The following is an 18,576-nucleotide window of genomic DNA, read 5'->3' as shown; positions in this document are numbered from 1 at the left end:
GACGAATTCGCCGATACGCCTCAACTGTCCTCTCCCGGCCCCGACTTCGCCACGAAGGGTGCGGGGCTAATCGCTCGGATGGACGCGCAGAATATCGCCGGATCCGGTGGTGACCATCAGATCGGGGGTGTCGGGGATCGGAACCACCGCGGCCAAGGGGCCGGTGCTGAGCAGTGCGCAGGTGGTGCGTCGGGTGGGGTCCACGCGCAGGAGGGTGCCCGAGGTTGTTGCGACGTAGAGGAATCCGTCCGGGGCGGAAGTGAGGTCGTCGGCGAGCGGGAGGTCGAGGGTGGTGTGGGACCGGGCGGGGGTGGCGATCGGGATTTGCTGGATGCGGCCATCGGGGGCGAGGTAGACCGTCGTATAGAGCGAATCTCCCTGTATGGCAAGGCCGTTGACGCCGAAGAGGGTGGCTTGGGCGGTCCAGTCGGTGTCGACGGTGCCGTCGCGGCGGACTCGGATCACGCCCTCTGCGGTGTCGGCGATGTAGAGGTTGCCCGCGGGGTCGAAGGCAGCACCGTTGGGCATGGTCAGGCCGCCGATGAAGACTTCGGGGGTGAGGGTGGGGGCGGCCGGGTCGAAGCGGACAACGCCGCCGTTTCGCGCGCCGGGGACCATGTTCAGGGAGTTGTCGCCGTAGACGACGTAGAGCAGGTGGTCGGGGCCCAGGCGGATCGCACCGGGGGACGTGACGGGGACGGTGGCGGTGATGCGGCCAGTCGTGTCGTAGCGCTGGACCTCGTTGCGGTAGAGGCGGGATACCCAGAGGTTGCCCTGGGCGTCGTAGCCGAGGTTCTCGGCCCAGTCCAGGAATGGGACGGTCGGTGCGGTGAACGTCGTGGCGGTGGCGACGGGGCAGGATGCGGGGTCGGCGTGCGCGTTCGCCGATGTGGCAGCGCCTGTCGCGGTCAGAGCCACGACGGCCGCGCACGATGAGGCGAGGGCGCGATACCGGGAGGGATTGCGGGCGTGAAGGTTGTGCTGCCGCGTATCCGGCACGGGGTCTCCTGCGTGCTGAGTGGTTGCCGCGAGCCTGTTCGCGGAGTGCTCATGCATGGTAGGTGCGGTCGCCGCGGGTGTGCCTGGGTGCGTGACACCCAGGAAACCGGGTGAATCAGGCGGGGTGGGCGGCGAGCCGGGCCAAAGACTCCGCGCCGGGGCCTGGTTCGAGTTGGTAGAGCATCAGGCGCTGGCCCGCCGCACCGCGCACATCGAACGATTGGTAGGTCAGGCGGAGCGGACCGGCTTCCGGGTGGGTGAACGCGCGGGCGTCGGTGGTGGCGGCGCACAGGGTGTAGGAATTCCACAGCTCGACGAAATCGGCACTGGCCGTGGTGAGTTCGGCGATCACCTCGCACAGCCGGAGGTCGTCGGGGAACAGTGCGCCCGATTGCCGGAAGCCCGCCACGATCGCCTGACAGGTCCAGATCCAATCCCCGCAGAAGTCGGGGCTGATCGGATCGAGGAATGTCATGCGCGCCAGATTGTCGATTCGCGCGTAACCCGAGAAGAACGCGTCGGCCATCGCATTGGCGGCAAGTATGTCCATCGCCGGGTTCAGTACGAAAGCCGGTGCGGCCGGATAACTTTCGAGAATCCCCCGCAGTACCGGAGCGACCGTGTCGACCGCTCGCCCCGTCGGTGCGACGCCCGCGAGCCGGAACATGTGATCGCGCAGTTCGGCATTCAGCAGCAGCGTGCGACTCAGCGCCTCGAGCAGCTGCGCCGACGGTCGCCGCTCCCGACCCTGTTCCAGCCGCGTGTAATAGTCCTGATTCATTCCGGCCGCGGCCGCGACCTCCTCGCGCCGCAACCCCGCCACCCGGCGACGACCGTACGAGACCACCCCGATGTCCGCGGGCTGCACAGTCGCCCGCCGCGCCCGCAGGAATTCACCGAGGAGATTGTCCGTCACTCGCCCAGGCTAGGCGGCCACCGTATCGGAGCGCTCGGCGAGCCGACTGCGGCCGCTTCGAACCCTGGATACGTCTGTGCGTCTCAGAGTTGGGTGCGGGCGTGCTCCAGGGCTTCGATCAGGGCGGGGCGGAGGGAGTCTTCGTCGGCGGCGATTTCGGTGAGGGTGGCGTCGAGTAGGTGCACCGCATCGGCTGGTCGGTGGAGGTCGATCAGTATGCGGGCTTGGCCGAGATCGACGCGGGCCGCGTTCGTGGGGTCGCCGATCGAGCGGAAGTGGGCGGCGGCGGTTGTCGATCTCGCCACCGCCTCGTCGAGACGGCCCGCACGGCGCAGGATGCGTGCGGCACTGTGTTCGAAACGTGCGGTATGCCAGTGCAGCACTTCGGGATCCGGGTCGGTGGCTGCCAGGGCGGCGATGGCTTGCTCGGCCGGGTCGAGGGCGGCCAACGCGTCGGCGTTCGCGCCGCTCCAATGTAAGGACAGGGCAGCGCTGTAGCGGGTGTAGGACACGCGCAGTGGATCCTCGGCCAGCTCGGCCGCCTCGGCGGCTCGCCGGTAGTACTCGGCCGCCAGGGCGTCGCGGCCGCCAGGGCGTCGAGGAAGTCCGCGGTTAGTGCGAGGGTGTAGCCCAGGGCCGCGTGATCGTCCGCGCCGCTGTGGAATTCGATGATTTCGTCGTAGATCGCCAGCGCCGCCTCGGGTTCGCGCAGCGCGCGATGCAGATCGGCGAGCAGGAACCGGCAGCCGTGGGCCGCCGCGAGGTGACCGTGCGCCTCACATCCGGCGATCGCCTCCTCGGCCGCGTCGGCGGCGTCGACGAGCTGCCCGGTCGCGCGATATGCCTCGGCCAGAGACCATTTCATCGACGGGACCTCATGGGGATCGTCGCTCAGCGCGATGGCGGACAGCAGTTCACCGACCGCTTCGGCATCGCGATCCACCTGCCGCAGCAACTGCCCCCGCAATCTGTGCGCGCGTGCGCGCAAACCGGCGGGGATCTCCGGCGATGCCACGGCCAATGCTTCCCCGACGAGAGCCAGCCCGGCGTCGTGGTCGCCGCGATCGGCGTTCGCTTCCGCCATTCGGCACGCGCAGAGCACCACCATGAGTGGCGGCCCGGACGCGCGGTAGGCCGCCAGCGCTCGAGCACCGGCGTCGAGTGCCTCCTCGTGCCGGTGTCGAAGCTCCTCGAAATCCATGTGCTCGTAGGCGATATCGCCGATCAGCACGGGATCCTCGGATGCCGCCGCGATTTCCTCGCTCTGTTCCAGCAGGACCGCGATCTCGTCGAGGGTGACAGCATCATGACCGTTACCCACGGCGTCGCCGAGTCCGCTGATCAGACGCAGCACCACCCACACCCGGTCGTTGATCGGTGCGACCAGGTCGAGGTCGGCGTATGCGGCGCGAAGCAGCGCCAGGCCCTCGGACAGATCGCCGCTACCGCACAGTTTCGCGCCGAGGCGCGAGACCGCGACCGTGCGACGCTCCGATTCCCCCGCGGCGGTGAACAATTCGACCGCCCGCCGCAGCAATGATTCCGAGCGCTCGTCCTCGCCGCCGCTCGCGGCATGGAACGAAAGCAGTGCCGCGATCCGTCCGGCCAGCACGGGATCGGCGGGATCGTGTTCTTCGAGCTGCCGCATCAGCGGGCCCATCGCGGCCAATGCCTTGGCGCCCTGAGCGGATTCGAGGCGTTCGACAAGTTCGAGTACCGGCAGCTCCGGCGGATCCGTGGCGGCGGGCGGGTCGAGTACCGGGCCCGGCCGAACCGAAATCGACAGCGGCAGTTGGTCGACCACCGGCTTCTGATCGAGTAGTTCACACACCGAAGCGGTTTGGCGATCGGTGCCATTGCGCTGATCGAAACGTGCGGCGATCGCCAGCGCGTGACCGCGCATCTCCTCGAGCAATGCGCCCGCGGTGAGCTCGGTGGCGGGCCGATCCGCGTGCCCGGGACGCCGGATCATGGCGTCCGCGTGCCCGGCCTCGGCGACCGTGCGCAGCAGCAGCGCCGCGGACCCGGCGAATTGCATGGCCGCCAGCGGATTCGGCGCACGATCCAGCCAGGGCAGGTGGCGCTCCAGGATTTCCAGGCCGCGGGCATGATTGCCCGAGAGCGCGCAGAACTCGAGATGCCGGGCCATGGTGGCCAGATCCTGCGGCCGGTTGCGCAGGATGCGGTAGGCCCGGCGATGCGCGTTGCGGGCCTGCTCCCACTGTCCGGTGCGCAGATAGGGCAGCATCAGCTCGCTGAGGATCGTCTGCGGTTGTTCCCGGCACGTCAGCTCACCCGCGAGCACCGGCGTGGCCACCTCGATCGCCTCGCCGTCGCGTCCGAGTTCGGCGAGATAGGCGACCTTCTGACTGGGATCGCAGCCCTCGCAGTCGGAATTGTGGTCGCGCGGGCTGGTGCACCAGCGCCCGTACCAGTCCTCGGCGGCCGTCAGATCACCCAGATGCAGGGTGACGCGATGCCGATGCGCGTACACCGCGTTCGGGCTCTGCCCCTCGGACTTGTAGCGCCGCTCCATCTGATCCAGCGCCGCCAGCGCCCGATCCTTGGACACCTCCGGAAAATTCACCATCCCCTGCACGGCGAACTTGAAGAACCAGCGCAACCGCCAGGCCGCCCACTCCGGGTACTCCGCCGGATTCCGGTCGTAGTCGGCCAGGCACCGCGCGAAGGGCACGAACAACTTCGACGGCTGCATACCCCCGGCGTACGCGCTGACCAGGTCCAAGCGCGTCTCGAACGCCAGCATCGAATGGCCACCGGCCTCGGCGTGCCGCAGGATCTGTTCCAGCGCGGCGTCCTTGCCGTCACCCTCGGGCAGTTCGCCGGCCTGGGTGAGCAGCGTGCGCAGGTCGTCCTCGCTGGGCGCCATCAGAGTTTCCCCTCCGGATCGTGCACTGCCCAATCGAGCAGTCCGACAAAAGATTTGGTCAGCAGGGCGCTGTCGACGGGGCGCATCGGATGCTGGCCGAGCAGCAGCGCGTGGCTGTAGAGCGCTTCCACCGCCGTCGTCACCAGACCCGGATCGGTGAGCCCGCAGACACGCCGCACCAGTGGATTGCGGTAGTTGAGCAGCAGCTGCGGCCGGTCCGGACCCGGACCGGTGTCGAACGCGCCGAGCACATCGGCCCACAGCTCGTCGGCGACCTCGCGGGTGGCCCGCAATTCGGCCCGGTGCGCGGTATCACGATCCAGCAGGTACAGCGCACCCAGTGACGGCGGATCGAAACCGCGCAGCGCGACCTCGCAGTCCAGCCGATCCAGGCAGCGCTGCGCGATCGACAGGAACGGCCGCAGCGCGAGTTCGGTCGCCGGATCCACCAGATCGAAATGGGTCGCGAGTTCGGCGGCATCCAATCGGGCGACCCGGATATCGGGATCGATCGCGGGCAATCGCTCCACGATTTCGCTGAGGTAGGAGTAGCCGCCGTTCACCAGGCCCAGGCCCTGCGCGCTGGACACCGCCGCGAGCTGACGGAACTCCTCCACCGACGGGGTGTAGCGCACGGTGCCGAAGCGGCGGCGGAATTCCGCGAGCGGGATGCGGCCCGCATTGGTTTCCACCGGCAGCCACCGATCGACCAGCCGGAGCATATCGTCGTCGTGCAGCGCCAGCGCCTTCACGCCCATGTCGTGCACCTGCAGGAACCGTGCCAATCCGCCCGGATCGGCGGTGGCGAGCTCGACCAGCCAATCCCGAACCCGCGCACCGAGCGCCTCACGAGTGGCATCGAGCAGATCGTCCTCGTAGAGCGCCTCACGGCTGGCCGTCGGCCGCAGCTCACCGGTGTCCACCACACAGCGGATGAAGAAGGCCCAGTCCGGCAGCAAACCGATGAGGTTCTCGGACAGCAACATTCGTTTGAGATAGACCCGATGTCCGGCGCGCGCGGCCGGATTGGCGGCATGCGGCAGCACGAAAGCCACACCGGTGAGCCCGGCCTCGGCGCAGGACAGGTCGAAACTGGCGAACGGGGTGAACCCGAAGGTGTCCTCGGCGTACGCGGCCAGCGCGGCCTGCCGATCATCCGGGGTGGGATGACTGGCCTGCCAAGGCAATACGGAATCCGACCCCGAATGACCGTCCACCATCACCGGGAACGGGAGCAGACCACCGAACAGGGCCGTGAGATCGGCGACGGTGGCGCGGGTGGCCCACTGCTCCATCCCGGATCGCGGCAGCAGGGTGACGGTGGTGCCGGGCTCGCCGCGGTCCTCGACGGTCTCGACCCGAAACCGGCCGTCGGCGTATCCGGTCCAGCGCACGGTCGGCCCGCCCTTCGCGGACCGGGTCACCACCAGCGCCTGATCGGCGATCATGAAGCACGACAGCAGGCCGATGCCGAACTGCCCCAGGAATTCGTGCCTGGCGAACCCGAGTTCATCGCGTTTGGCGCTGCGGCCGATGGTCGCGAGAAAAGTGTGCACCTCGGATTCAGTCAACCCGATCCCGCTGTCGTGCACCCGAATGCTGCCGTCTCCGGTGATATCCGGTGTTTCGATCCGTATCACGGCGGGTGCGTCCGGTTCGAGAGCTCGGCGCGCGGTGATCGCGTCCACCGCGTTCTGCAGCAACTCGCGCACATATACCCGCGGACTGCCGTACAGGTGGTGACTCAGTAAATCCACAATGCCGCGCAGATCAACCTGAAAGACCTGCTCCACCTGAACCTCCGAACCCCACAGCGATAAAAAATGGCGTGAATCCCTGTGTCATTCAACAGGAATTCACGCCTTGGTGTGTCCGGAGGGGGACTTGAACCCCCACGCCCTAATACGGGCACTAGCACCTCAAGCTAGCGCGTCTGCCATTCCGCCACCCGGACCGGTGTGCTCAGCCAGGTTATCGGATGCGATGGTCCGGTACAAAATCATCCATCCCGGTCGCAACCCGTTTATCGCGCGGTGGAGGAGACGTCGGAGCGGCGGGAGCGGTTGCCGCCGGGCTGATGTGCGGCCCGGCCGGCGACCCCCCGAAACTCAGGCGCTCAACGCCTCCAGCAGCGCAGCGCGCTGGCGAGAGCCCAGGCCACCGATACGACGATCGGCCGGGATTTCCGCCTCATCCATCAACTTGGCCGCCTTGACGGGGCCGATTCCCGGGAGCGCCTTGATCACGGCCGCTACCTTGGTCTTCTTGACCAGGTCTTCCTTGTCTGCGCGCTTGAGAACCTCCGCCAGACTGACCGATCCCTGCTTGACCTGCGCGATCAACTCCGAGCGGGCCTTGCGCACCGCGGCGGCTTTGGCCAGCGCCTCAGAGCGTTGTTCGGGGGTCATGGTGGGCAGAGCCATATGTCCTTACCTTTCACTCGTTCGCTGGTACGTCGGCGTCGAGTAAACATGACGCCAGGCCCGCAACCGGTACGACACACCGCGTGTTTCGGCTCAACACGTCGAGCGACCTGCCGAAACCGTCTCGTATCGCCGGTCAATTGTCCAGAAGTTTGCTGAAAAAGTCACCTGGCAAATACGCCGCTCATCGGCCGGGATCGGTATTACGGTGGGCCGGAACACCGCACGCGCACCGGTGAAAGGCGGGGCAGATGACAAACTCGTATCGGTACGCCGGGTGGGCCACCGATGAATCACCGCTGGCGCACCGATACGACAGTTCCGAGCCGCTGACCTGGAACGGCGCGAAGGTCTACCCGCTGCATTCGCAGAGCGTGGGCATCTCCCCCACCACCGTCACGCTCACCTTGCGCTCGGCCGCACCGCGCCGCGGGGTACGCGGGGTGGGTATGGGATTGGCCGTGGAGAGCGGGCATGTACTCCTGAACGGCCGCCAGTTGAGTGGGGTTGACGTCTGGGCCGACGCCATGTCCGGCGGCATCGAACTGCACGTCCGCCCCGACTCCAGGGATGCCGCCATCTCGCTGACCCCGGTCTGGGTCGACGAATTCGGCGATGTGGTCTCCTGGTCCGGCAACTACGGCATGCTCATCACCCGCGAGAGATCGTGCCTGGTGCTGCACTGCAGCACCGGCGTCGGCCCGCCCGACTTCACCGAACTCGTGGTCGAACTGGCCACCGCCCCCACCCCGCCCGACCCCATTCCGCCCGCGGACGCCGGACGCTACACCGGCGCGCTCTACGACCTCGGCGTGGCCCTGCACCATCGCGGCGACGACCGCAAAGCCTGCGAATTATGGCGACAGGCAGCCGGTTTGGGAAATATGAGCGCCGCCTACGATCTGGCCGTGGTGCTGTTGCGCCTGGGCCAGCTCGCCGAATCCGAACAGTGGTGGCGCATCGCCGCCGAGCACGGCAATACCCGCGCCATGGCAGGGCTGGCCGACGTCCTCGACCGCCGCGGCAATCCCACCGAAGCCCGTATCTGGCGCGCGGCGATCAACGCCGAATCCCCCGCGCACTGACCGGAAACCACTGCGGCCCCGCCACTTCGAATCCGGCGGGGCGCAGTCGATGCCGAATGGCAGTCACTGCCAGCGCATCTCAGTTTCCGCGTACCGCGGAGCCGTCCTTGTAGAGCCGCAGGTATTCGCCGGTGAGCGAGTCCGGATGCCGCAGCAATTCGGCCGGGGTGCCGGTGAATACGATCTCGCCGCCGTTCTTGCCGCCGTCCGGACCCAGGTCGATGACCCAGTCGGCGTGCGCGACGACATCGAGATTGTGCTCGATCACCACGACGGTGTTTCCGCGCTCGACCAGGCCGTCCATCAGCCGCAGCAGCGTGTCGACATCGGACATGTGCAGTCCGGTGGTGGGCTCGTCCAGGACGTACACCGCCCCGCTGTTCTGCAATTGGGTGGCGAGTTTGATGCGCTGGCGTTCACCGCCGGAGAGCGTGCTCATGGCTTGTCCGAGGCTCAGATAATCGAGTCCGACCTCATTCATGGTGCGCAACTTGGCATTCAGCGCCTTTTCCGGGAAGAAATCGACGGCGGCCTCGGCCGAGAGCTCCAGCACATCGGCGATCGACTTACCGCGCAGCGTGAGTCCGAGCACCTCCTCGGAGAACCTGCGGCCGTCACAGGATTCGCAATGCGTGGTCACCGGATCCATGTACGCGATCTCGGTGATGATCACCCCGCGCCCGCCGCATTCGGTGCACGCGCCATCGGAATTGAAGCTGAACAGGCTCGCGGGCTTCCCGGTGGCCTTGGCGAAGAGCTTGCGAATCGGATCCATCAAACCCAGGTAGGTGGCGGGCGTGGACCGCGAGGAGGCCGCGATGGCCGACTGATCGACGAATACCGAGTCCGGATAGCGCGCCATGAACTCATCGCGGATCAGACTGCTCTTCCCCGATCCGGCCACGCCGGTGACGGCGGTGAGAATTCCGGTCGGAACCCCGACGGAGACGTTCTTCAGATTGTGCGCGCTCGCATTGTCCACGCGCAGTTCACCATTGGCGGCACGGAATGCCTCTTTCACGGTGAACGCCCGCCGCAGCGCCTGCCCGGTGAGCGTCTGCGCCGCCCGCAGCTCGGCGAAACTGCCGGTGAACATGATCTCGCCGCCGTGCGCTCCGGCGCGCGGACCGACATCGACGATGTGATCGGCGATCTGGATGACATCGGGGTCGTGTTCGACCACCAGCACCGTATTGCCCTTGTCGCGCAGCGCTTCCAGCATGCGATTGAGGCGTCCGACATCGCGCGGATGCAATCCCACGCTCGGCTCGTCGAAGATGTAGGTCATCCCGACCAGCGTGCTGCCCAGATGTTTGATCATCTTCAACCGCTGGCCCTCACCGCCGGAGAGCGTCGACGTCGGCCGGTCCAGGCTCAGATATCCGAGCCCGATATCGGCGACCCGCCCGAGCGCGATCCGCGTGGCCTCGGCCAACCCCAGTGCCGCCGGATCCTGGACCTCGCCGAGGACCTCGATCAGATCGGTGATCTGCAATCCGGTCCAGTCGGCGATATTGCGCCCGTTGATCTTTGTCGCGAGCGCCTTCTCATTCAGCCGAGCCCCGTGACAGGCCGGGCACACGCCCTCGGTGAGGTACTTCTGAATCTGCTCCCGGGTCTTGTCCGAGAGCCCCGAGGTATCCCGCTTGACCCGCGACCGGGTGAATTTATCGGCCAGCCCTTCGTAATTGGCTTTCCAGGTGCCCTTGTTGAAAGTCAGCTCCACTTTGCCGCCACTGCCGTGCAGCAGATCGTGCCATTCCGCATCGCTGTAGTCGGCGAGCTTCTTATCCAGGTCGAAGCGCCCGGAATTGCCGTACAGCTGCCAATCCCCGCTGCCCACACCGTATCCGGGCAGCAGGATCGCGCCTTCGTTGAGCGATTTCGACCGGTCCACCAGCTTGTCCGGATCCGCGGTGATGGTCATGCCCAGGCCGTCGCATTCGCTGCACATGCCCTGCGGTGTATTGAACGAGTAGTCGTACACCAGCCCGGTGGACGGCGAACCGAATCGGGCGAAGAGCGCGCGAATGAGCGCGTAGATATCGGTCATGGTCCCGACCGTCGAGCGCGGTCCCCCGCCCACCGACTTCTGGTCGATGATCACCGGCGCGGTGAGATTCTCGATGGCCTCCGCGTGCGGGCGCTCATAGCGCGGCAGGAAGTTCAGGATGAACGCCGGGAAGGTGGCGTACAGCTGGCGCTGGGATTCGATGGCGATGGTGTCGAACACGATGGAGGACTTGCCCGAACCGGAGACGCCGGTGAAGACGGTGATCTTGTTCTTGGGGATGTCGAGGGAGACGTTGCGCAGATTGTGCTCGCGGGCGCCGAGGACCCGAATCGTTTCAGCGGAAGCAGCGGACATACCTCTCACCATGCCATCCACATACCCCCGAACGTGCGGTGAAATGTGACGCAAATCACATCAAATCCATTGAATATCAGGGTCCAGCCAGGATTGCCGAATGGTCGCGCCGTTCTACAGTGGCGGTCGATCGCGGCGGTCGGACACCGTCGCGCGCTACCCCGAGGGACATACCGATGAAGACCATGCGCTGGACCGCCGGCCTCGCCGCCGCCGCGTTCGCCGTCACCCTGATGTCCGGCTGCAGCGAGATCAAAACCGCTGTGAACCAGGGCGGCGACACCAAATGCACCGACTACCTCAAGCAGGATGCGGACACCCAGCGCATCACCATCACCAAGTTCATCAAGCAGCAGACCAACACTCAGAACGAGCCGTCCGGCACCAACGTGGATATCGGCATGGCCTCGGTGCAGACCCTGTGCCAGATCCAGGCCAATGGCGAAACCCCGATCAAGAACGCCGACATCGCCGGAATCTTCATCAGGAAGTAGTCCGAAACCGCCCGCTACCAGCCGATTTCTGTTTTTCCCACATCCTCGGCTACTGTTGTCGAGCACACCGAGTCGGGGTGGCGGAATGGCAGACGCGCTAGCTTGAGGTGCTAGTGCCCTTATTGGGCGTGGGGGTTCAAGTCCCCCTCTCGACACAGAAAAGAGCTCTCCTTCGGGAGGGCTCTTTTTGTTTGAAGGAGCAGATTCCAGGGACCTGCGCGCAGCGGCGTACCGCTGATTACGGCTGGCGGCGGATGTGGGCCGCCACCCGCCGAAGTTAGCGTTCGACCTGCGAATCACTCATTCTTTGGAGTTGTCATGGCATCTCTGTCCTTGATCTCATCGCGGGCCCGATCATGAGGGCGCTCGTCACCGGCGGCACCGAGGGGATCGGCCGCGAAATCGCGATCGGACTCGTCGGCTCGGGCGCGCGGGTACTGGTGACCGGGCGCGACGCCGCGCGCGGTGCGGCGTTCGCGGCGCACACGGGCGCGACGTTCCTGACCGCCGAACACGCGACGGTGCACGGAAACCTCGAACTGGCCGCGACGGTCGCGCACACCACCGACGAACTCGACATTCTCGTGAACAATGTCGGCGGTATGGCGTTTCCGACTCGAACGCTGAATTCGGAAGGGCACGAGGTCATCTCGGCGCTCAACTACCTCGGCCCGATCACTCTCACCGATGCGCTGCTGCCCATCCTCACCCCGAACGCCCGCATCGTGCAGATCGTCTCCAGCGCACTGCTCATGCACAAGGGCGACCCGTTCACCGAGCCCGACACCTACACCGCGATCGGCGCGTACGCCCGAGCCAAACAATTGAACCTGCTGGCCATGCTCTCGCTCGCCCGCCAGGCCGCCGACAATCGATCGATCAACGCGGTCAACCCCGGAACCGCCTGGACCCCCGGCGTCCGGCAACTCACCCCCGAGACCGTCCCCGCCTGGCGTTTCATCTGGCCGATCGTGCGCGCCGTACAAAAGCGCGCACGGCCGGACAGAGCGGCCCGGGTTCCCCTCCGCCTGGCCCTGGAAAGTGTTGGCAGCGGCCAATTCTTCGAGAGCAAGGGCAAACCCGCATCGCTACCCGAGCGACTCCGTGACCCGGACCTTCAGGACCGGGCGTGGGAGGCCGCGCTGGTCCACTGACGACCCGTATCAGATCAGTGCGCGCAGCATGCCCTGTGGCTCGACACCCATCGAGGTCAGAGCGTCGGAGTGGTAGATCGATCCGGGAATGTGGATGGCGTGCTGCAATCCCACGTGCGCGTCACGCCAGAAGCGCTGTAGCGCATTGTTCTTGCGCACCGCGTTACCGCCGGAGCGCGCGAAGATCTCATCCACGGCCGCAACCGCTCGCCAGGCCGAGCGAACCTGGTTGCGGCGCACTACCGATCGGTCCTCGAAGGCGATGGTCTTGCCCGCATCGGCGAGATCGTAGAGGCGGCTGATGCCGTCGAGCAGTTGCGAACGCGAGGCGGCGATCTCCGAGGCCGCCTCGGAAATGGCGTACAGCACGTACGGATCATCCTTGATGGCCGTGCCCATGGCGGTGATGCGATTGCGCTGATAGTCCAGGTGCGCGGCCAGCGCGCCCTCGGCGATGCCGATGACCGCGGCGGTGATGCCGAGCGGGAACATGGCCCAGAACGGCAGCCGGTACACGGTTTCGGTGCGCCCGGCGCGGTCGGCGGCAATGGTTCCCGAGGCCACCTCCTCCGAATCGATGGTGCGGTAGTCGGGGATGAACGCGCCGTCGACGCTGACATCCTTACTGCCGGTTCCGCACAGCCCGATGACATCCCACGAGTCGTCGACGATCGTGTAGTCCGCGCGCGGCAGCACCACGTGCAGGGTGCGCGGCGGCATGACGGGGGTGCCGTCGGGGTTGCCGACCAACGCGCCCAGGAAGATCCAATCGCAGTGGTCGGTGCCGGAGGAGAAGCTCCAGCGGCCGCGCAGAATGTAGCCGCCGTCGGTCGGGGTGGCCACGCCCTGCGGCGCGTACGGGGAGGCGATCCAGGTATCGGGATCGGTGCCCCAAACCTCCTGTTGCAGACGGCGATCCATCAGGGCCATCTCCCAGGGGTGCACACCGCCGACCCCGCACACCCAGCCGGTGGAGCCGCAGGCGGCGGCGGTCGCCATCACCGCTTCGGCGAAATCCCTGGGATGTGCGGCGTATCCGCCGAATTCGGTGGGTTGCAGCATTCGCATCACCCCGGCCTCGCGTACCAGCGCGACGCTCTTCTCGGACAGTTTGCCTGCCCGCTCGGTCTCCTCGGCGTGCGCCGCCAGCTGGGCGGCGAGCTCCTCGACCCGCTGAACAACCTTGTGCGACATGCCCGCACCTTTCGAACCAACTCACGACCTCGGCCCCGCCGTGCGACGGGGCTACGTCGAAGCTAGCCGTGACGGGGGCCACAGCGGGCGGAGTTCCCGGTGACCGGGTCTCAGGATGTCTCGTCGGTGGAGTCGTGCTCGGCGGCCCACAGCATGTGCTCACGGTCGGCCCAGCGTCGCGAGACGGTACCGGTGAGCATGCCGCGCATGGCTTCTCGATCGCGCAGTGCGTACATGACATGCCCGACAACGAGAATGCCGAACGCCAGCGCGAACCAGTCGTGCATGAGGGTCGCGCCGGTGCGCCAGACCAGACGGGTCCAGTCCGGGAAGTACATGATGATGCCGGTGCCGAACAGGACGAAGATCGATCCGGCGCTCAGCGCGGCATTGAGTTTCTGTCCGGCATTGAATTTCCCGACATCGGTGCCGAACAGTCGGCGCGCCTTGGATCGGAACCACAGTCGATCCGCGGCGGTGAATCGGTTCAGCCGGGACAGATCGGCGCGGTAGGCCCGCGAGACCAGACCGAGCAGGATCGGCACGGGCAGCGCGAAACCCGAATAGACGTGCACCAATTCGACGATGTGCCGATTGCCCACCAGTACCGCGAGCGAGCCGTTGTACAGGATGGCGGCGGTGGCTACGCAGATCAGCACGAGCACCGCGACCAGCCAGTGCACCCAGCGTTCGACCCGCCCGAAGCGGTGCAGCTCAGCTGGTCGGGTCATCATCACGCCCGTTCGAAGCGCCGACCCAGCCGTCGATCGAATAGCCCCGGCGCTCCCAATAGCCGGGGACGACGTCGCTGGTCAGCTCGATTCCGGAGAGCCATTTACAGCTCTTGTAGCCGTACATGGGCGCAACATACAGCCGAACCGGCCCGCCGTGATCGTGGCTGACCGGTCCGTCGATCATTTCCAGGGCGACGATGACGTCATCGCGCCGGGCTTGATCGAGGGTCAGGCTCTCGGTATAGGTGCCGTCGAAGGAGGTGAAGCGCACCGCGGTCGCCGTGTTCTTGACGCCCGCGTCGTCCAGCAGATCGGCCAAACGCACTCCGCGCCAATGGACTTCGGGCACTCGCCAGCCGGTGACGCACTGGAAGTCGCGCACCAGCGTGGTCTGCGGCCGCGCGCGCAACTCCGGGAGGGTGTGACTGCGCGGGGTGTCGACCAGTCCGGTGATATCGAGCCGGTAGTTGCTCTCATCGCGTCTCGGCGCGCCGCGGGTCACCGAATAGAAGCGGAACGTATTGCCCACCGGCAACAGCCCGATCAGCCCCGTCGGATCGTGATTGCCGATGGGGCCGAGCACCGCCGCGAGGCCCCGTTGAATCGAGGCCCCGCCCAGCACCCCGGCCGCCCCGGCGGCCAGCAACCCCAGCACCACCCGGCGTCCGACGGGTGCGCCTGGATCGTCGGGCTGGGAAGCCTTGTCGGCGGGCACGACTCCACTATCCACCGCGTGCGCCGCCGCGCCCACCCGGGGCGGCTACGGTGGTGTCGAGAACCGCTTCCGCGCGGTGCCAACGAAAGGCCCGGCTATGCGCAGCCCCATCCTCGTCGCGCTCGGTGTCATCCTCGCCCTGGCCGGAGGGCTCTGGGCGCTCCAGGGCTTCGGCGTGGTCTCCGGCAGTCCGATGACCGGCACCGTCACCTGGTCGATCATCGGACCGATCGTCTTCATCGCCGGTGTGCTGCTGGCCGTGCGCGGCTGGCGCGGCGGCCTGCGCCGCTGACCGAGCTCAGTTGCCCTGTGCCGCAGCCGAAACCGGCTGCCATTCGCGCCAGGTCGCCAGCCGGGATTCGTATTCCGCGGTCGCCATCGCGAGCGGGTTCTCACCCAGGAAGATGCGCAGCGGCGGCTTGTCGGCGTCGACTACCTTCAGGATCGCCTCGCCGGTGGCCGTCGGATCACCGGGCTGGTTGCGCGCTCGCTGAGCCGCACGCGCCGCACGAGCGGGTTCATACGCCTCGATGGGCGTGGCGTGCTTGGCGGACGCTCCGGCCCAGTCGGTGCCGAAACCGCCCGGCTCGATGAGGGTTACATGAATCCCGAACGGCGCGACCTCCTGCGCGAGCGACTGGGAGAACCCCTCCAGCGCCCACTTGGAGGCGTGATACGCGCCCAGGTTCAGGAAAGCGGCGATACCGCCGATGCTGGACACCTGCAGGATGTGCCCGCTCCCCTGCGCCCGCAGAATCGGCAGCGCGGCCTGGGTGACCCACAGCGCGCCGAACACATTCGTCTCGAACTGCGCCCGCAGTTCCTCCTCGGACAGTTCCTCGATCATGCCGAACTGCCCGTACCCCGCATTGTTGACGACCACGTCGAGCCGCCCGAACCGATCCGCGGCCGCTCGCACGGCGGCGAAATCGCCCTCGCGATCGGTGACATCGAGCTGGAACGCCTGGAACGTATCCGGATACTTCGCGACCAACTCATCGAGCGTGCCCAGATCGCGTGCCGTGCCCGCCACGCTGTCGCCGCGCTCCAGCGCAGCCACCGCCCATTCGCGGCCGAATCCTCGTGAGACCCCGGTGATGAACCAAACTTTGCTCATGCGCTCAACGGTAATCAGCTGGAGTGCACTCCAAGCAAGCCTTTGTCGCGGCGAGTTCACACCGTCTTGATGGCGCCGCCGTCGATGACGTGGTCAGCCCCGTGCGTCGCGCCCGCCAGCGGTGATGCCAAATAGGCCACCAGCGCGGCGACCTGCCGAGGCTGCGCGAATTCGCCTGTGGTGACACCCATTTCGCACGGGATATCGCGCAGCAACTGCTCCTGGCTCACACCGCGAGCGGCCGCGAACTTGGCTCCGGTGCCGTCGGGTCCGGTCCACTGCTCGGTCAGCACGGGTCCGGGCGAGATGGTGTTGACCCGGACGCCGCGCGGCCCGTACTCCTCGGCGAGCCCTTTGCTGAACGTGCTCACCGCGCCCTTGGCGGCCGCGTAGGTCAGCGGCGAGGTGTGCGGGATGCGCGCGGTGATGGAGGAGAAGTTGATGATCGCGCCGCGTCGTTCCAGCAGTGCGGGCAGTGCCGCGCGGGTGGTGCGGACCATGCTGAAGAAATTCAGCTCGAACATATCCGTCCACTGCCGATCGGTGGATTCCAGAAAGGTCGCGGGCAGTTCGTGATCGCCTCCGCCGCCGAGATTGTTGACCAGTAGATCGATCCCGCCCAATGCGGTGGTCGATGCCTCGATGAACCTGGCGGGTCCGTCCGGGGTGGTGAGATCTGCCTCGATGACGATCGCGCCGGTGCGTTCGAGCTCCGCGGTGCCGCGGCGGGCTCCGGCGGCGACCCGCACGCCCTGTGCGATGAGTTCGCGTGTGATCGCCAACCCGATCCCCCGGCTCGCGCCGGTCACGACCGCGGTGGTGCCGTTCAGTTCCAGATCCATGAGTGTCCTTTCGCGTGGTGAATCAACAGTTCGAACGTATGAGTTTCATCGAACAGTTGCAATGTTAGAAAGAACTCATACAATCGAACTGTGACCGTCTACCACCCCGATCTGGACCGCCTCGCGGTCGAAGACGTATTGGCCGCGCTGGGCAATCCGGTGCGGCTGTTCATCGTGCGGGAGCTGGCGGCGTCCGAGGACGCGCGAACCTGCGGCAGTCTTCCCCTGACCGTCACCAAGCCGACGGCGACTCACCACTGGCGGGTGCTGCGCGAATCCGGCATCACCCGGGAGCGGCGCGAAGGCCGGGTGAAGCTGGTGGAATTGCGGCGCGACGAACTGGCGGAACGGTTTCCGGGGTTGCTGGACGCGGTGCTCGGGGCGCGGCCGCCGGTCGAAGACGGCGCGGCGGCACGCTCGTGAACTTGTTTCCCTGAGCCGCTTACGCATTCGATATCCGGTGTGATGGGTTCAATGGGTAGCGTGGCGGCATGAATTCGCTGCTGCACCGGATCTTGGACATCGCACCGGTGTGGATCTATTTGATAGTCACCGCACTGGTTTTCGTCGAGGACGCCATCTTCGTCGGATTCGTGGTGCCCGGGGAGACCGCGGCGGTGCTCGGCGGCGTCGCGGCAAGTCAAGGGCACGTGGCGCTTTGGGCGATGATCGTGCTGGTGGTGGTCGCGGCGATCGTGGGCGACAGCGTCGGGTACGAGGTCGGCAAGAAGGTCGGTCCGCGACTGCTGGCCGTGCGGATTCTCGACAAGCATCGCGGGCGGGTGGAGCAGGCGCAGGATTTCCTGGCCCGGCGCGGCGGCTGGGCGGTCTTCCTCGGCCGCTTCACCGCGTTCTTCCGGGCCATGATGCCCGCCCTGGCCGGCACCTCGAAGATGCCGTACCGCCGCTTCCTCGCCTTCAACGCGTTCGGTGGAATCGTCTGGGGCACAACGTTCGTGGTGCTCGGCTTCATCGCCGGCAATTCCTATGAGCGGGTAGCCAAGACCGTCGGCCGCGATATCGCCATCGGCGTCGCGGTGCTGGTGATCGTCGGCTTGATCGTCTGGAAGGTGCGCGAACGCCGCCGCGAGCGCTCCTTCGAGGCGAACTACGAGGCCGCGCACGAGGCCGACTGACCCGTCCCGGGATGCCACCTGCCGAGCGTTTCGTCCGCTCTGGTTGGATATGGCCAGTGACCAGCGTTGCTTTCAAACTCGTCGGACCGCATCACTTCGATAGGGTGATGCCGGCGTGGGCACCGCAGTTCCCGCGCTTCGACCGGGTGATCGGCTACACCGACCTAGGCCATGCCCTGCTCATGAGCACCCGTACCGGCGAATACGCCATTCTGGACCCGTATTTCCCAGGCACCAAGGTCTACGGGACCTTCGACGATCTGTCGGCCTTCGTGGATCGGGTCCTGTTCGACCCCGATGTCATCACGTATATCCTGCAGCCCCAGCATGTTTCGGCCATTCGCCGTCGCCTCGGTCCGCTCGCGGCGGAAGAGGTCTACATCGCCGCGCCCTATCCGTTCATGGGCGGTTCGGAGCATCCGGACTCATACCATCGGGGCGGGGTCTGGGCTTTCTACGATCTGGTGGCCCAGGCGCACGGCTTCGACAGCGACGCCTTCAGCGAATAA

General features: G+C 66.6%; 18 protein-coding genes and 2 tRNA genes. 8 read left to right on the top strand and 12 right to left on the bottom strand.

The annotated features are described in order from the left end of the window. Positions 1-66: 66 nt before the first annotated feature. The 6 genes from ACFC0O_RS39695 to mihF all read right to left on the bottom strand — a co-directional run bounded on the left by ACFC0O_RS39695 (position 67) and on the right by mihF (position 7,228). Positions 67-999 (bottom strand): SMP-30/gluconolactonase/LRE family protein, encoded by a 933-nt coding sequence (locus ACFC0O_RS39695; RefSeq protein ID WP_375967305.1) that lies wholly within the window; start codon positions 997-999, stop codon positions 67-69. Between the two features lie 115 nt (positions 1,000-1,114). Next, positions 1,115-1,915 (bottom strand): helix-turn-helix transcriptional regulator, encoded by an 801-nt coding sequence (locus tag ACFC0O_RS39690; protein ID WP_375967304.1) that lies wholly within the window; start codon positions 1,913-1,915, stop codon positions 1,115-1,117. A gap of 211 nt (positions 1,916-2,126) precedes the next feature. After that, a complete protein-coding gene (locus ACFC0O_RS39685) occupies positions 2,127-4,805 on the bottom strand; it encodes a hypothetical protein (RefSeq protein WP_375967302.1) in 2,679 nt (892 codons plus the stop codon). Continuing rightward, a complete protein-coding gene (locus ACFC0O_RS39680) occupies positions 4,805-6,598 on the bottom strand; it encodes an HSP90 family protein (protein ID WP_375967300.1) in 1,794 nt (597 codons plus the stop codon). The genes ACFC0O_RS39685 and ACFC0O_RS39680 overlap by 1 nt, the downstream gene beginning before the upstream one ends. A 76-nt stretch (positions 6,599-6,674) precedes the next feature. Further along, positions 6,675-6,759 (bottom strand) — tRNA-Leu (locus ACFC0O_RS39675). 154 nt (positions 6,760-6,913) lie between these two features. Continuing rightward, positions 6,914-7,228, bottom strand: a complete 315-nt coding sequence (mihF, locus tag ACFC0O_RS39670; RefSeq protein WP_067563442.1) for an integration host factor, actinobacterial type — start codon at positions 7,226-7,228, stop codon at positions 6,914-6,916. Positions 7,229-7,479: 251 nt separating this feature from the next. Here mihF and ACFC0O_RS39665 point away from each other — a divergent pair, with 251 nt between their 5' ends. Further along, on the top strand, positions 7,480-8,313 hold the full coding sequence (locus ACFC0O_RS39665; RefSeq protein ID WP_375967298.1) for a tetratricopeptide repeat protein: 834 nt from the start codon (positions 7,480-7,482) through the stop codon (positions 8,311-8,313). 79 nt (positions 8,314-8,392) lie between these two features. Here the strand turns inward: ACFC0O_RS39665 and ACFC0O_RS39660 are convergent, their stop codons facing one another. Next, positions 8,393-10,681, bottom strand: coding sequence for an ATP-binding cassette domain-containing protein (locus ACFC0O_RS39660; protein WP_375967296.1), 2,289 nt, complete (start codon positions 10,679-10,681; stop codon positions 8,393-8,395). Between the two features lie 176 nt (positions 10,682-10,857). Between ACFC0O_RS39660 and ACFC0O_RS39655 the strand changes: the two genes are divergently transcribed. From ACFC0O_RS39655 to ACFC0O_RS39645, 3 genes are all read left to right on the top strand, one after another. Then, on the top strand, positions 10,858-11,175 hold the full coding sequence (locus ACFC0O_RS39655) for a hypothetical protein (protein ID WP_364634274.1): 318 nt from the start codon (positions 10,858-10,860) through the stop codon (positions 11,173-11,175). A 71-nt stretch (positions 11,176-11,246) separates the two neighbouring features. Further along, a tRNA-Leu gene (locus ACFC0O_RS39650) sits at positions 11,247-11,330 on the top strand. A 201-nt stretch (positions 11,331-11,531) separates the two neighbouring features. Beyond that, entirely contained in the window at positions 11,532-12,329 is a 798-nt protein-coding gene (locus tag ACFC0O_RS39645; RefSeq protein WP_375967294.1) for an SDR family NAD(P)-dependent oxidoreductase, read from the top strand. Positions 12,330-12,338: 9 nt separating this feature from the next. On the opposite strand, the gene ACFC0O_RS39640 is transcribed toward ACFC0O_RS39645, so the two are convergent. The 3 genes from ACFC0O_RS39640 to ACFC0O_RS39630 all read right to left on the bottom strand — a co-directional run bounded on the left by ACFC0O_RS39640 (position 12,339) and on the right by ACFC0O_RS39630 (position 14,972). Then, positions 12,339-13,523, bottom strand: a complete 1,185-nt coding sequence (locus ACFC0O_RS39640; protein WP_375967292.1) for a hydroxylase — start codon at positions 13,521-13,523, stop codon at positions 12,339-12,341. 110 nt (positions 13,524-13,633) lie between these two features. Next, on the bottom strand, positions 13,634-14,254 hold the full coding sequence (locus ACFC0O_RS39635; protein ID WP_375967290.1) for a cytochrome b/b6 domain-containing protein: 621 nt from the start codon (positions 14,252-14,254) through the stop codon (positions 13,634-13,636). Beyond that, positions 14,238-14,972: a molybdopterin-dependent oxidoreductase gene (locus tag ACFC0O_RS39630; protein WP_375967289.1), complete on the bottom strand. Its 735-nt coding sequence runs from the start codon at positions 14,970-14,972 to the stop codon at positions 14,238-14,240. Before ACFC0O_RS39630 ends, ACFC0O_RS39635 begins: the two co-directional genes overlap by 17 nt. A gap of 97 nt (positions 14,973-15,069) precedes the next feature. Here ACFC0O_RS39630 and ACFC0O_RS39625 point away from each other — a divergent pair, with 97 nt between their 5' ends. Beyond that, entirely contained in the window at positions 15,070-15,264 is a 195-nt protein-coding gene (locus tag ACFC0O_RS39625) for a hypothetical protein (RefSeq protein ID WP_364634283.1), read from the top strand. Positions 15,265-15,270: 6 nt separating this feature from the next. On the opposite strand, the gene ACFC0O_RS39620 is transcribed toward ACFC0O_RS39625, so the two are convergent. Both ACFC0O_RS39620 and ACFC0O_RS39615 read right to left on the bottom strand, forming a co-directional pair. Beyond that, entirely contained in the window at positions 15,271-16,089 is an 819-nt protein-coding gene (locus tag ACFC0O_RS39620) for an SDR family oxidoreductase (RefSeq protein WP_375967288.1), read from the bottom strand. Between the two features lie 56 nt (positions 16,090-16,145). After that, positions 16,146-16,931, bottom strand: coding sequence for an SDR family oxidoreductase (locus ACFC0O_RS39615; protein ID WP_375967286.1), 786 nt, complete (start codon positions 16,929-16,931; stop codon positions 16,146-16,148). Between the two features lie 90 nt (positions 16,932-17,021). On the opposite strand from ACFC0O_RS39615, the gene ACFC0O_RS39610 reads away from it, so the two are divergent. From ACFC0O_RS39610 to ACFC0O_RS39600, 3 genes are all read left to right on the top strand, one after another. After that, positions 17,022-17,354: an ArsR/SmtB family transcription factor gene (locus ACFC0O_RS39610; protein WP_375967285.1), complete on the top strand. Its 333-nt coding sequence runs from the start codon at positions 17,022-17,024 to the stop codon at positions 17,352-17,354. A 68-nt stretch (positions 17,355-17,422) separates the two neighbouring features. After that, on the top strand, positions 17,423-18,067 hold the full coding sequence (locus ACFC0O_RS39605) for a DedA family protein (protein WP_375967284.1): 645 nt from the start codon (positions 17,423-17,425) through the stop codon (positions 18,065-18,067). 107 nt (positions 18,068-18,174) lie between these two features. Further along, complete coding sequence (locus ACFC0O_RS39600) at positions 18,175-18,576, top strand: hypothetical protein (RefSeq protein ID WP_375967283.1); 402 nt, start codon at positions 18,175-18,177, stop codon at positions 18,574-18,576.

This window comes from Nocardia sp. NPDC056100 (assembly GCF_042266325.1).
Classification (GTDB): Bacteria; Actinomycetota; Actinomycetes; order Mycobacteriales; family Mycobacteriaceae; genus Nocardia.
Note: the sequence above shows the minus strand (reverse complement) of the source record. Positions and strands in the feature narration are given on the sequence as shown.

Coding starts and splice junctions, on each gene's coding strand:
- ACFC0O_RS39665 (WP_375967298.1), top strand. CDS start 7,480: ATGACAAACTCGTATCGGTACGCCGGGTGGGCCACCGATGAATCACCG.
- ACFC0O_RS39615 (WP_375967286.1), bottom strand. CDS start 16,931: ATGGATCTGGAACTGAACGGCACCACCGCGGTCGTGACCGGCGCGAGC.
- ACFC0O_RS39635 (WP_375967290.1), bottom strand. CDS start 14,254: ATGACCCGACCAGCTGAGCTGCACCGCTTCGGGCGGGTCGAACGCTGG.
- ACFC0O_RS39620 (WP_375967288.1), bottom strand. CDS start 16,089: ATGAGCAAAGTTTGGTTCATCACCGGGGTCTCACGAGGATTCGGCCGC.
- ACFC0O_RS39660 (WP_375967296.1), bottom strand. CDS start 10,681: ATGTCCGCTGCTTCCGCTGAAACGATTCGGGTCCTCGGCGCCCGCGAG.
- ACFC0O_RS39685 (WP_375967302.1), bottom strand. CDS start 4,805: ATGGCGCCCAGCGAGGACGACCTGCGCACGCTGCTCACCCAGGCCGGC.
- ACFC0O_RS39600 (WP_375967283.1), top strand. CDS start 18,175: ATGCCGGCGTGGGCACCGCAGTTCCCGCGCTTCGACCGGGTGATCGGC.
- ACFC0O_RS39605 (WP_375967284.1), top strand. CDS start 17,423: ATGAATTCGCTGCTGCACCGGATCTTGGACATCGCACCGGTGTGGATC.
- ACFC0O_RS39625 (WP_364634283.1), top strand. CDS start 15,070: ATGCGCAGCCCCATCCTCGTCGCGCTCGGTGTCATCCTCGCCCTGGCC.
- ACFC0O_RS39645 (WP_375967294.1), top strand. CDS start 11,532: ATGAGGGCGCTCGTCACCGGCGGCACCGAGGGGATCGGCCGCGAAATC.
- ACFC0O_RS39640 (WP_375967292.1), bottom strand. CDS start 13,523: ATGTCGCACAAGGTTGTTCAGCGGGTCGAGGAGCTCGCCGCCCAGCTG.
- mihF (WP_067563442.1), bottom strand. CDS start 7,228: ATGGCTCTGCCCACCATGACCCCCGAACAACGCTCTGAGGCGCTGGCC.
- ACFC0O_RS39655 (WP_364634274.1), top strand. CDS start 10,858: ATGAAGACCATGCGCTGGACCGCCGGCCTCGCCGCCGCCGCGTTCGCC.